Raw genomic sequence first — 13,134 nt, forward strand, 5'->3', positions numbered from 1 at the left:
GAGAGATTTTATGCTTCCGGCAGCAGGTGATATTTTACAAAGAAATTTAAAAATTGTTCAAAGGCCTTCAAAGACATTTCGGATGGATCCGGAAAAGAAAAGAATCATTGATATGGTAGATGGCTTGGAAGCAGTGAAACAGTCTGTTTATTGTATTCTTAATACAGAACGTTTTGAATGGCTGATCTATAGCTGGAGCTATGGCATGGAACTTAAAGGTATGTTTGGGAAACCGACAGGACTGGTTAAAGCAAAAATTAAAAAGCGGATCAGAGAAGCGCTGCAGCAGGATGACAGGATATCAGATGTGGATTCGTTTTCCTTTGATTTATCTGAAAGGAAGCTCCATGTATCATTTACCGTGCATACCGTATGGGGAGAAGTTGAGGCAGAGAAAGAGGTGAATATTTAATGTATGAGGATATGACGTATGAGACGATTATGAGCCGTATGCTGGACCGTGTTCCCAATGGAATTGATAAGAGGGAAGGGTCTCTTATTTATACGGCATTAGCACCGGCAGCAGCGGAAATGCAGGTCATGTACATAGAATTTGATACCATATTAAGGGAGACATTTGCGGAAACGGCTTCCAGAGAAAATTTAATCCGCAGGGCTGCAGAGAGAGGCATGGAGCCAAGGCCGGCAACAAACGCCGTTTTTAAAGCAGTTGCAGTCCCTGAGACGGTTACCATAGAATCAGGTCAGCGGTTTCGTCTTGGTATTTACTATTATACCGTTACAAAAATAATTGGGAATGGTGTCTATCAATTGACCTGTGAAACAGCAGGTGCCGTTGGCAATCGTCAGATTGGACGTTTGGTTCCGGTGGAAAATATCTCAGGGCTTACATCGATTGAATTGACAGAGCTTCTGATTCCCGGAGAAGACGAAGAGGACACAGAGGTATTCCGTAAGGCCTATATCAATTCATTTATGGAAAAGTCATTTAGCGGAAACCGTAAGGATTATCTGGATAAGACCAATGGAATCCCAGGGGTTGGTGCCACAAAAATTACAAGGGCATGGAATGGAGCTTCCACAGTAAAGCTGACCATTTTGGATTCCAACTATAATAAAGCGTCAGAGCTGCTGATACAAACAGTGCAGGACGCAATCGATCCGGCAATGTCCGGAAATGGAGATGGTCTGGCCCCTATCGATCATGTGGTAACCGTCGATACGGCAGAAGAAGTTAAGATTCAGATAAAATGCACTCTGGAATATGAGAGCAGTTATGGGGGAGAGACCATGCAGGCTCAAATCAAAGAAGCGGCAGAAGCTTACTTAAAAGAGCTTAGGGCATCCTGGGAAGGTCTGGGGGATCATGGCTGTATCGTAAGAATATCCCAGATAGAAGCCAGAATACTGGCGTTAGAAGGTATATATGACATCAAAGATACGCAGATCAATGGAGCTGCAGAAAATCTGGAACTGAGTAAAAATCAGATTCCGGTATATGGAGGGATTGAAATTGATTCGAGAAGTTGATTTATTGTCCTATATACCGGATTTCCTTAAGGAATATGAGGAAATGCGTGCTATTCAGGAAGTCATAGGGCCGGAGATCCAGCAAATGGAAGATGAGACTGAGGTGCTGTTTCAGAATCAGTTTATATCAGGTTCAGATGCAGAAAATCTGCGCCGTTACGAAAAAATGCTGCAAATGCAGGTATTATCTAAGGACACACTGGAAGACAGGCGCTTTAAGGTGTTATCCAAGTGGAACCGGATCATTCCGTATACCAAAGTAACATTAAGACAAAAGCTGGAGGTGTTGTGCGGAGAAGATGGATACATGCTGGATATTACTCCGGAAAAGAGAGTCATAGTCCGTGTAGCTTTGAAAAGCAAACGAAATTTAAACGAAGTGAGAGCATTGTTGGAAGAATTCGTGCCATGCAATATGGTGATTGATTTGGATCTTCTTTATAACCAGCATGGTTTGCTTCACAAATTCACACATAAACAATTGGGAGCCTGGAATCACAGGCATATAAGAAATGAGGTGCTTATCAGTGGCGAATGAAACAAACAACTATAAGCTTCCAAAACCGGAAGCGGATGATTTCTATGATATTTCAGAATACAACAAGACTATGGATCTTTTGGATGAGTCTCTTAATGAGCTGAACGAAAAGAAAATGGATAAAAATGGCGACGCATCGGAAGTTATTACGGAATATGAGCAGGAAGTCTTAAAAGAGAATATAGAATCGGGAGAAACCTTATCCGTAACTCATGGGAAAATAAAAAAGTGGTTTTCAGAAATGAAAGATGTGGCTTTTTCTGGAAAAGCAAAGGACTTAACTCCTGATGCTGCACATCGCTTTGTGACTGATACGGAAAAGAATGACTGGAATGGGAAGGTTTCGGCTTCTGGCGGGGATATTTCGGGGACTGTTATTGGGGCGTTGGAAAGTACTACAGAAAGGTATCCGGTTCCGGGTGAGGGAGAGACAACAAAAGTTTTCATGGGAAAAGTTGAGAAATTTCTGAAGGATACAAAGCCCCTTGATGACAACTTAACGGTGTATGTTGCAACTACCGGAAGTGATACCACGGGGGACGGTTCTTCATCGAAACCATTTAAAACTATTACATATGCATTGAGTTTGATCCCAAAAAATTTAAATTCACATGAGGTTAAAATTATTCTTGGTAATGGTGCATGTGAGGAAGATGTTGAAATTATCAGTTATACAAATGGTAGTATAATTTTATGCTCAAATAAACCAGATGCTATAAATATAAATTGTATTATCAAATCATTACATATTAGAGAATGTACTGCTGCGATTGAGATTAATTCAATAAACATATGCGAAGATGATCGTCATAATGCTGTGGAAATTTATAATACTATGAATGTTACATTATCATATATAAAGAGTGTAGTAAATAACCCTCTAATGACAAGCATTATAGTGAAACGTAGTAATGTTATTGTAACTAATTCAGAATTATCAAACCACACTCATGCAATATATGTTTTCAATAATAGTAAAGTTCAGTCAATTAATAACATTGGTACCAATAATGGAATTGCATTAGTGGCAGTAGATGGTTCTATTATTACAACAGCAGGTAATCAGCCAAATGCAGTACATACCACGGATATTCGCAGCGGTGGTATCATATCCTCTATATTTGGTGCCAAGATAGGGTCATTACAATCTCACATAACATTGTTTGTATCAAATAATGGTAGTGATATTACAGGTGGTGGTACTGAAGACAACCCATTTAAGACCATACAATATGTGATAGATATGTTACCGAAAAATTTAGGAGGGTATACTGCTACCGTTATTATTGATGAAGGTACTTATCCTGAAAATGTGATAATTCAGGGATATCATAGTGGGCATATAGAAATACAAAGCAAAAACTATTCTAGTTATACTTCTTCTGATAAATGTATTGTATCATCATTCCGAATATTTGCTTCATCATCGACCGTTATCATTAAGGGTCTACGAATGATTGAATGTACGGATGAAAATGGTGCATTTATAGAACCTATACGAGTAGATCGATCTGATTCGGTGCGACTTTACGACATGAAAATAATTGAAAACACTAAATCTCATTTAACCGCAATATATGTTACTAACCACAGTAATATTGATGTTGTGAGAGTTGAAATCTCAAGCCACTTGATAGGAATTCATGTAGATGATTCACATGCATACATTGCCGGTTGTGATGGTAATAATAACAGTACTGGGATATATGCTACAAATAGTGCTAAGGTAACACTTGTAAATAATAGAATGCAGGGAGATACTTTCACTAATTCTCTTTCTGGAAGTATGATTATTGGTGAAAGTGGTACTCAAATATCCGGTCTAAATACTTCAGGGTTATCATGTACTTGGGCAACACTTCAAGGCGGATATATTAGACACGGAAATTCAAATGGTGCTGCAATGATAACAGTTCAAATACGTGCAACAATAACGACACCATTATCAGGTGGTACTGTGTATATGATATATGGATTTCCACCCACTTATGTGGGAGCAGCCATTACTGTACATGATAATTTGATGTCATATGCTCAAATGAATAATGATGGTACATTACATTGTAAAACAATATCTAGTGTTAGCACTGGGTACTCGATAATGATGTCATGTACGTATTTTACAAACTCATAAGGAAGGAAAAAAGGCGAATATGAAATTTGAAACGATTAAAGTTGGAAATAAAACTTATAATATTGCAAAAGGCAGTTGTAGCTTAAACGATTTGATCGGGTACACTTCCAAGGTCGCTATCATCATCGGATCAAACAAGGTGACGGATATACATAAAAATCTCTCCGAAAATACCACCGTTACAAAATACGATGCGGACGGTGTAGAAGAATGGAAACAGGATAATCTGGTGTATACTGGTCTAATGTCCTTACAATCTTCTTTCCCAATTGGAATTGAACCAGTAGAGGAAACCAATGAGAGTGGAAACACCGTAACCAAACATAAAGAAGTTATGGGGGAAGTTGTTATCGTGGAATACAGAACTCCAAATATTCAGGATGAATTACAGTCGCAGAAGAAACAAATTACCAATCTTAATGCTCAATTGGCTTATTTACAGATGATTTCAGGAGTTGAAACGGAGGTAGATTATGAGTAAGAATTTTGAAAAGGTAAAGAGTTTTTACATTACGGAATTATGGCCCTTAAATTGGGTTTGGAATGCAGTAGCTAAATGGATCACAGCGGACGAATACCGGGAGATCACAGGAAAAGAGTATGAAACAAAGCGAGGAATATAATAATGAAAAATATTTTATGCACAGCAGTAGGCATAACAGGCAGTATCATAGCCCCCCTATTTGGCGGCTGGGACACCAGCATCGCCACCCTGCTCCTCTTCATGGCCATTGATTTTTTCTCTGGCCTGGCAGTAGCAGGAGTATTTCACAGCAGCACAAAAACCGAGACAGGCACCCTGGAATCCAAAGCCGGATGGAAAGGGTTATGCAGAAAAAGCATGACCCTGTTCTTTGTCCTGATCGCCCACCGGCTGGATCTATCCATTGGGACAACCTACATACGGGATACCGTTGTCATCGGTTTTATGGCAAACGAACTGATTTCCATAGTAGAGAACGCAGGGCTTATGGGGCTCCCTCTTCCTACTGTTATAACAAAAGCCATAAACATTTTAAATCAGAAGTCTGAGCCATCAAAATAAAAAATATAAAGCTGATTTCCCCATCAATCCATATCCGGGACATTCTACCTTACTCTCTCATATCATAAAATGTAATATAATAGAAAGGACAAGGTGAGAGTTATGGTAAAAAGTGAGGCAACAAAGGATATGTCCCGCCTGGAACTGATGGGAATCCAGGAAAATCTAAAGGATTCCGACGAATCGGAAATCACGCGTTTCCGGGAGTCCTTTCACCCGGATGAGATGGGGTTTTCAGGCAGAAGGGAAGGGATTTGACATGGAAGTTCATCAACTATTAACGCCATATAACTATTCAAACGGCAATATCGGCCGCATCAAATATATAGTCATTCATTATGTAGGGGCCTTAGGCGGAGCAGAAGCAAACTGCAAATATTATGCCTCCCAGTATATTGGCGCCAGTGCCCATTATTTTGTGGGATTTAACGGAGAAATATGGCAGTCTGTAGAGGACAAAAACATTGCATGGCATTGCGGTGCGAAGACCTACAAACACCCGGAATGCAGAAACAGCAACAGCCTTGGAATCGAATTATGTGTCAGAAACAAAGGGCTCCAGACAGACACCAGCAGAGATTGGTATTTTGAAGATGCAACAGTAAAATCAGCATCGGAACTGACAAAGGAACTGATGAAAAAATATGGTGTCCCTAAGGAAAATGTAATACGTCACTACGATGTAACCGGAAAGATCTGCCCCAATCCCTATGTTTACAATCACACCAGGCATACCTGGCAGGGATTTAAAGATACGCTGGTAACAGCCGCAGAGTTAAAATCCGGTTGGATAGAGGAAGACGGCGGCTGGAGGTTTTATTTGGGAAATACCGGCAGTTATGTAAAAAATGACTGGTATAAAGACGGTGAGAAATGGTACTGGTTTGATGATGCCGGCCATATGGTAAAAAACACCTGGAAAACCGGAGCTGATGAAAAGTGGTATTACCTGGCAGACGATGGTTCTATGGCAAAGGACCAGTGGATCATCTGGAAGGGCCAGCTTTACAGAGCCACAGAAGACGGCAGCATGTTTCGAGGGACCATATCATTAAGTACCGATGAGGAAGGTGCGCTTAAGATCGTATAATAAAAGGCGGGTGACCGGTAAAACGGCCCCGCCTTTTATCGTTGAAGCTCCAGGCATCCACAACAAAAAATCCCATTCAGCGGGTTTGTCTGAACAGGATAAATGTTTTTTCTATGAATTAAGCCATCGCGTTAACAGCTTTAGTGATTCTGGATACTTTCCTGGAAGCGTTATTCTTATGATATACGCCCTTGGTAGCAGCCTTATCAATCTCTGTGATAGTGCTGATTAAATTAGCCTGTGCAGCAGCCTTGTCACCGGCATTAATAGCAGCCTCTACCTTTTTGATAGATGTTTTCACTTTGGATCTGATCGCTTTGTTTCTAGCAGCCTTAGTCTCGTTTACTAAGATTCTTTTCTTTGCAGATTTAATGTTAGCCAATCTGTACACCTCCAATAAAATGATATATGATTATTCTTTGTTTTGCATCAAAGCCTGGACACGGACAGTTCAATGTAAACATACCTTTGTATTTTAACGAATTTCATACCATATGTCAATACATAATTCCAGCTTTTTTGCAGAAAATACCTAAGAAATGGTGGAAAGGAGGAAGAAATGGAAAACACGTTTGAAGTGCGTACCGATCTGGCGGTAGAAGAAAAAGAAAGTTTTCCTGGAGACGGAGGTGAAATCTCCGGTGTGTCGCTTCGGGAATGGCATCGTTCTGACAGCCACATAAAGATGACCGAGGTGAAAATTTTAGACAAAAAAGGCGAAAAGGCCATGGGAAAACCCATTGGCACCTACATTACTCTGGAGGCAGATGAGCTTTCCCTCAAAGACGAAGATTATCACAGAGAAGTTTCCGAAGAGCTGGCAAACCAGATCAGCCGCCTGTTAGAAGGAAAGAATTACCGGAAACCTGACTTTCATGTGCTGGTGGCCGGCCTTGGAAATTCATCCGTAACGCCGGATTCCCTGGGTCCGAGAGTCCTTAACAATCTCCAGGTGACAAGACATCTAAAGGTCCAGTATGGAGAGGATTTCTGGAAGGGGAAAAGTATGCCGGTGATCAGCGGAATTGTACCTGGCGTTATGGCCCAGACCGGTATGGAGAGTGCGGAGATCTTAAAGGGAATCATCAAAGAAACGAAGCCGGATTTAATTATTGTCATCGATGCGCTGGCGGCAAGAAGTGTAAAACGTCTGGGTACAACCATACAGCTTACAGATACGGGCATTCACCCGGGATCCGGAGTTGGGAACCACAGGCACAGTCTGACAGAGGAAAGCCTTGGAATTCCGGTTATGGCCATTGGTGTTCCTACGGTTGTTGGTGCCGCTGCCATTGTTCATGATACGGTTTCTGCCATGATCGGAGCTTTGTCGGAAAATATGGAAACAAAGGGGATGGGAGATTTTATCGGAAAGCTCAGTTCTGATGAGCAGTACGATTTGATCAAGGAATTGCTGGAACCGGAGTTTGGTCCTCTTTATGTGACCCCTCCGGATATCGATGAAACAGTTAAGGAACTGAGTTTTACCATCTCAGAAGGAATCCATCTGGCATTTTTAGGACAGGAAGATTCGTAGTAAATGACAGGCCTTCTGCATAGGATATTAAGAATGATTATGCAGGAAGGCGGCTATGGATAAGAGAAATAATTATTTTAATCGGCTCATAAAAAATATGATGATTGCAGTAATCCTGATTCTGGCCGTTTTCTTAAGTATAAGAGAAGCTTCTGAGGCCGGGAAAAAGGCAGATTTAAGCAAGGCAGAGGAGTTGGTAAAAGAGGGGGCTGGTTTTGGCGTTTCCTATATCTGGCGGCACCAGTATCCTGCGGCTGTGTGGGATGAAGAAAAAAACGGAAACGAGACAGGGAAGAACGAAGGCTCCATCGGCAGCGCATTCTTTCATTTCTTAATGAACCAGTCCCCTCTTTTCCGCTTTGCCGGTGGCGGAAGCAAAGGAGACAGCGCTTATGAAGAGGCAGACCCCTCCTATCAAGGATATTTGGAAAGCGGGAAATTTTATGAAGAACATAGTTTTCTGCTTTATGACGGCGGAGAAGAAAGCGGAGAGGACGGCTCTGTGAATGCAGGAACGAAAAATGCCCAGGGAGAGCAGATACCGGAAACTTCTTCCGGACAGGAAACGGCAGATACAAACGATCAGAATCAGGGGCAAGACGTGAATGCCGGAAAGAATGACTCTCTCACCTGTGCCGCCAGTAATGTCTGGCCGATTGTGGGGACCACATATAGAAAAGAACAGCTGGCTGATTATGATTTTCTTATGAAGCATTTCTACAGCATACATACCTCCACCACAGCAGGCAGAGATCTTATGAAAGCGGATCATTTCCTGGCAGAGGACTTCACGCTGGAGGGTGGAAATGACAAGCCTCAGATACTTATTTACCATACCCATTCCCAGGAGGAATTTGCGGATCACGGGCCTGATAAGCCAGATGCCACCGTTGTAGGAATCGGGACCTATCTCACCAGGCTCCTAACCGATAAAGGATATAATGTCATACACGATACCTCTGTTTACGACCTGCAAAACGGAAAACTGGACCGGAATAAAGCCTATACTTATGCACTTGAAGGAATTACAGGTATTTTGCAGAAAAATCCTTCCATTGAAGTGATCCTTGATATTCACCGGGATGGGGTAAATGAAAGTCTTCATATGGTCAATCAGGTAAACGGGAAACCAACTGCTCCCATAATGTTTTTTAACGGTGTCAGTCAGACTCCGGAGGGCCCTATAGAATACCTGCCAAATCCCTACCGGGAAAAGAATCTTGCCTTCAGCTTTCAGATGCAGCTTGATTCCGCAGCCTATTTCCCAAACCTTACCCGGAAAATATACATAAAAGGGCTTCGTTACAACCAGCATTTGAGAGCAAGGTCTTCCCTGATTGAAGTAGGCGCTCAGACAAATACATATCAGGAAGCATTAAATGCCATGGAACCCCTTGCTGAAGTTCTTGATATGGTGTTAAAGGGAAATTGACCACGATAAAACCCTTTTTCCTTCCATTAATTATAAACATGATTTTCTGTATTCACCAGGTTTTAAACCATATAGCTCAGAAAACTTTTTATAAAAGAAACTTAAATTTTATTACAACCGACTTCATGTGCAAGATCATCAATTGGCAGATTAGAATTAATAATAAGGAATTTGGTACGTGCCATTTTCCGGTTTTGTATTAATTTCTTAAAGGAACTTCCTGTAGCAAAAAACTGGCGGTCGAGTTTAAGGTGGCATTCATGTAATGATCTTCCAGATATTGCAGCATTTCCGGTAAGCCAGCTTTTCAAACATATAAAGGGGCTGGATGTTGCTTTGATGGGGGCCCAGGCAGCCTATACTTTTTCAAATGCAAAAAAACGATCCTGACGGAATACCGGTAGCAGTTATTCCGTCCGCCGGTTATGGAATGATGGATGGCGGTAACGTTCCCGATTTTGCCTTAAAGCTAATTGAAAGCAAATAAAAACAGTTATTACTAATGCAATTCAGAAAAACAATTATAGAATTTATGGGAATTTATGGACAAGGCCGATTTTCACTGGTTCTTGTCCATACTGATATTATGAATATCTTCAACTGGGAATGGGTTTTTCCAGCATAACGGCAGGGAAATTCATCGCTTTCACAGTGGACAATCAGTGATTTTAATGGTATATTTTTATAGATATCACAGGATTCTGGCGGCTTGTCTTTTGTTACGGAAAGTGCTGGAACTGTTCAGAATCATCAGAAAAGAGGAGTTAACTTTATGGCAGCTGCCCAGCAGAATAAGATACGTAATTTTTGTATTATCGCTCATATTGATCACGGGAAATCAACCCTTGCAGACAGAATTATAGAAAAAACAGGACTGCTTACCAGCCGGGAGATGCAGGCTCAGGTGCTTGATAATATGGATTTGGAACGGGAACGGGGAATCACCATCAAAGCACAGGCGGTACGTACCGTTTATAAAGCAAAGGACGGGGAAGAGTATATCTTTAACATGATCGATACACCGGGTCATGTGGATTTTAATTATGAGGTATCCAGAAGTCTTGCGGCCTGTGACGGTGCGATCCTGGTTGTGGATGCTTCCCAGGGAATCGAGGCACAGACACTGGCCAATGTCTATATGGCACTGGATCATAACCTTGACGTGTTTCCGGTTTTAAATAAGATCGACCTGCCAAGTGCAGAGCCGGACCGTGTGGTGCAGGAAATCGAGGACGTTATAGGAATCGAAGCCCAGGATGCTCCCCGGGTATCGGCAAAGACCGGATTGAATGTGGAGGATGTGTTAGAGGCCATCGTTGAAAAGATCCCTGCTCCGGCCGGTGATCCTGATGCACCTTTAAAAGCCCTGATCTTTGACTCTTTCTATGATTCCTACAAGGGAGTTATCGTATTCTTCCGTGTGAAGGAAGGAACCTTAAAAAAGGGTGATAAAGTGCTTATGATGGCAACCGGTGCGGTGGAGGACGTGGTGGAAGTGGGCTACTTCGGAGCCGGCCAGTTTATTCCCTGTGAGGAACTGAGTGCAGGCATGGTAGGTTATCTGGCTGCCAGCATCAAGAACGTGAAGGAAACGGCGGTAGGTGATACCATTACCCATGCAGGCAGGCCGTGCAGCGAGCCTCTTTCCGGTTATAAGAAAGTAACCTCCATGGTTTATTGCGGACTCTATCCTGCCGATGGAGCACGCTATAATGATCTGCGGGAAGCACTGGAAAAGCTTCAGTTAAATGACGCCTCTCTGTTTTTCGAGCCGGAGACCTCTCTGGCCCTTGGATTTGGTTTCCGGTGCGGATTTTTAGGACTCCTGCATCTGGAAGTAATCCAGGAACGTTTGGAAAGAGAATACAATCTTGATCTTGTGACCACAGCTCCCAGTGTTGTGTACCGGGTGTACAAAAGGAACGGTGAAATGCTGGAGCTTACAAACCCCTCCAATCTTCCGGACCCTGCGGAAATCGAATATATGGAAGAGCCCATTGTCAGCGCAGAGATTATGGTGACCACAGAATTTGTGGGCGCTATCATGAAGCTTTGCCAGGAGCGCCGGGGCGTTTACCTTGGTATGGAATATATGGAAGCCACAAGAGCCATGTTAAAATATGAGCTTCCTCTCAATGAGATCATCTATGATTTCTTTGATGCTTTAAAATCCCGTTCCAGAGGCTATGCCTCCTTTGACTATGAACTGAAAGGTTATGAGCGTTCGGAGCTTGTAAAGCTGGATATACTTGTGAATAAGGAAGAAGTGGATGCCTTGTCCTTTATCGTCCATGCAGAATCCGCCTACGACAGAGGCAGAAGAATGTGTGAGAAGTTAAAGGATGAAATCCCAAGACAGCTTTTTGAAATCCCAATACAGGCTGCCATCGGCGGCAAGATCATTGCCCGTGAAACCGTTAAGGCTATGAGAAAAGACGTCCTTGCCAAATGCTACGGCGGCGATATTTCACGTAAGAAAAAACTTCTTGAAAAGCAGAAGGAAGGTAAAAAACGTATGCGCCAGGTGGGTAATGTGGAAATACCGCAGAAGGCATTTATGAGCGTACTGAAATTAGATGATGAATAAAAAGAATTTGGAGGTCTACGTGCATATTCCGTTCTGTGCACGCAAATGTGCTTACTGTGATTTCCTTTCATTTCCGGGAAATGTGCAGATGCAGCGGGATTACACGGATAAGTTATTGGAAGAGATAGAATATCAGAGTGCTGGTGCCGGAGATTATCAGGTGGTCAGTGTATTCATAGGAGGAGGGACTCCTTCTATATTAAAGGCAGAAGATATGGTTTCCCTTCTTACTGCCATAAAGACCCACTTTGATATTCACCCGGAAGCAGAGATAACCCTGGAGGCAAATCCCGGCACCGTTACGGCGGAAGGGCTTTCCTTATACCGCAGTGCAGGCGTCAACCGTATCAGCGTAGGCTTACAGTCTGCTGATGATAAGGAGCTGCGCTATCTTGGAAGAATTCATACCTATGACGAATTTTTGAAAAGTTATCAGCGGGTTCGTATGGCAGGCTTTGATAATGTGAATGTGGACCTTATTTCGGCAATTCCCGGGCAGACTGTGGAATCCTGGAAGAACACCTTAAAAAAGGTGACCATGTTAAAACCGGAGCATATATCTGCCTATAGCCTCATCGTGGAAGAAGGAACTCCGTTCTACGACCGTTACGGGAAGCATGTGGAAATGGAAAGCCCTGCCATGACTGCAGAGGAACGCCGTCATTTAATGGCTTTGCCGGATCTGCCGGATGAGGATTCCGAAAGGGAAATGTATTATTTGACCCGGGATTTTTTAAAAGAGCAGGGCTATAACCGGTATGAAATCTCCAACTATTCCAAAAAGGGATATGAATGCAGGCATAATATTGGCTACTGGACCGGCATAGAATATCTCGGCCTTGGGCTGGGAGCATCTTCTTATATGAATGGCTGCCGGTTCCACAACACTGCTGATTTAAACGATTACCGCAGTGCCCATTTTCATCAGGAGGAAGATTTTAACCGGGTGCTTCGGCAGGAATTTGAACGGCTCGGCATTGATGAAAAGATGGAAGAGTATATGTTTTTGGGGCTGCGTCTTACAAGAGGAGTTTCCGCTCACGGATTTGTAAGTAATTTTGGTCAGAATATCCGGAATGTGTATGGACATATCCTTGAAGGGCTGGAGCGGGATGGTTTAATGGAATTTAAAGACGGGTATTACCGTCTGACCACACGGGGGATTGACCTGAGCAATTATGTAATGAGTCAGTTCCTGTTATAAATTTGTTTTCAGGAATAAAAAACAGGCATAGCAGCAAATGGAGTAGAACTCTATATTGCTTCAATCGCCTGTTTTT

At 42.5% G+C, this 13,134-nt stretch carries 14 protein-coding genes; 13 read left to right on the plus strand and 1 reads right to left on the minus strand.

Annotated elements, in window-relative coordinates; translation table 11 throughout:
- Positions 1 to 10: 10 nt before the first annotated feature.
- The 9 genes from ACLTWA_RS08535 (at position 11) to ACLTWA_RS08575 (ending at position 6,298) form a co-directional block, all read left to right on the plus strand.
- Entirely contained in the window at positions 11 to 412 is a 402-nt protein-coding gene (locus ACLTWA_RS08535) for a DUF2634 domain-containing protein (protein WP_412327278.1), read from the plus strand.
- Positions 412 to 1,491: a baseplate J/gp47 family protein gene (locus ACLTWA_RS08540; RefSeq protein WP_412327279.1), complete on the plus strand. Its 1,080-nt coding sequence runs from the start codon at positions 412 to 414 to the stop codon at positions 1,489 to 1,491. The genes ACLTWA_RS08535 and ACLTWA_RS08540 overlap by 1 nt, the downstream gene beginning before the upstream one ends.
- Positions 1,475 to 2,029, plus strand: coding sequence for a putative phage tail protein (locus tag ACLTWA_RS08545; protein ID WP_412327280.1), 555 nt, complete (start codon positions 1,475 to 1,477; stop codon positions 2,027 to 2,029). The genes ACLTWA_RS08540 and ACLTWA_RS08545 overlap by 17 nt, the downstream gene beginning before the upstream one ends.
- Positions 2,019 to 4,163 carry a hypothetical protein gene (locus tag ACLTWA_RS08550; protein ID WP_412327281.1) on the plus strand — a complete coding sequence of 715 codons (2,145 nt, stop codon included), beginning with the start codon at positions 2,019 to 2,021 and terminating at the stop codon, positions 4,161 to 4,163. The genes ACLTWA_RS08545 and ACLTWA_RS08550 overlap by 11 nt, the downstream gene beginning before the upstream one ends.
- 19 nt (positions 4,164 to 4,182) lie before the next feature.
- Entirely contained in the window at positions 4,183 to 4,644 is a 462-nt protein-coding gene (locus ACLTWA_RS08555; RefSeq protein WP_412327282.1) for a hypothetical protein, read from the plus strand.
- Positions 4,637 to 4,786, plus strand: a complete 150-nt coding sequence (locus tag ACLTWA_RS08560; protein ID WP_412327283.1) for an XkdX family protein — start codon at positions 4,637 to 4,639, stop codon at positions 4,784 to 4,786. Before ACLTWA_RS08555 ends, ACLTWA_RS08560 begins: the two co-directional genes overlap by 8 nt.
- Before the next feature lie 2 nt (positions 4,787 to 4,788).
- Entirely contained in the window at positions 4,789 to 5,208 is a 420-nt protein-coding gene (locus ACLTWA_RS08565; protein WP_412327284.1) for a holin family protein, read from the plus strand.
- A 102-nt stretch (positions 5,209 to 5,310) separates the two neighbouring features.
- Complete coding sequence (locus ACLTWA_RS08570; RefSeq protein ID WP_412327285.1) at positions 5,311 to 5,466, plus strand: hypothetical protein; 156 nt, start codon at positions 5,311 to 5,313, stop codon at positions 5,464 to 5,466.
- A gap of 1 nt (position 5,467) precedes the next feature.
- The gene (locus ACLTWA_RS08575) at positions 5,468 to 6,298 is read left to right on the plus strand and encodes an N-acetylmuramoyl-L-alanine amidase (protein ID WP_412327286.1); all 831 of its coding nucleotides are present in this window, start codon (positions 5,468 to 5,470) and stop codon (positions 6,296 to 6,298) included.
- 118 nt (positions 6,299 to 6,416) lie between these two features.
- On the opposite strand, the gene rpsT is transcribed toward ACLTWA_RS08575, so the two are convergent.
- Entirely contained in the window at positions 6,417 to 6,680 is a 264-nt protein-coding gene (rpsT, locus tag ACLTWA_RS08580; RefSeq protein ID WP_394523001.1) for a 30S ribosomal protein S20, read from the minus strand.
- Positions 6,681 to 6,857: 177 nt separating this feature from the next.
- Between rpsT and gpr the strand changes: the two genes are divergently transcribed.
- From gpr to hemW, 4 genes are all read left to right on the plus strand, one after another.
- Entirely contained in the window at positions 6,858 to 7,835 is a 978-nt protein-coding gene (gene gpr / locus ACLTWA_RS08585; protein ID WP_412327287.1) for a GPR endopeptidase, read from the plus strand.
- A gap of 55 nt (positions 7,836 to 7,890) precedes the next feature.
- Complete coding sequence (locus ACLTWA_RS08590) at positions 7,891 to 9,267, plus strand: stage II sporulation protein P (RefSeq protein ID WP_412327288.1); 1,377 nt, start codon at positions 7,891 to 7,893, stop codon at positions 9,265 to 9,267.
- Positions 9,268 to 10,039: 772 nt separating this feature from the next.
- Complete coding sequence (gene lepA, locus ACLTWA_RS08595) at positions 10,040 to 11,854, plus strand: translation elongation factor 4 (RefSeq protein WP_412327289.1); 1,815 nt, start codon at positions 10,040 to 10,042, stop codon at positions 11,852 to 11,854.
- Positions 11,844 to 13,058 (plus strand): radical SAM family heme chaperone HemW, encoded by a 1,215-nt coding sequence (gene hemW, locus ACLTWA_RS08600; protein ID WP_412327290.1) that lies wholly within the window; start codon positions 11,844 to 11,846, stop codon positions 13,056 to 13,058. Before lepA ends, hemW begins: the two co-directional genes overlap by 11 nt.
- Positions 13,059 to 13,134: the final 76 nt, after the last annotated feature.

It is taken from the genome of Lacrimispora sp., from assembly GCF_046972725.1.
Classification (GTDB): domain Bacteria; phylum Bacillota; class Clostridia; order Lachnospirales; family Lachnospiraceae; genus Lacrimispora.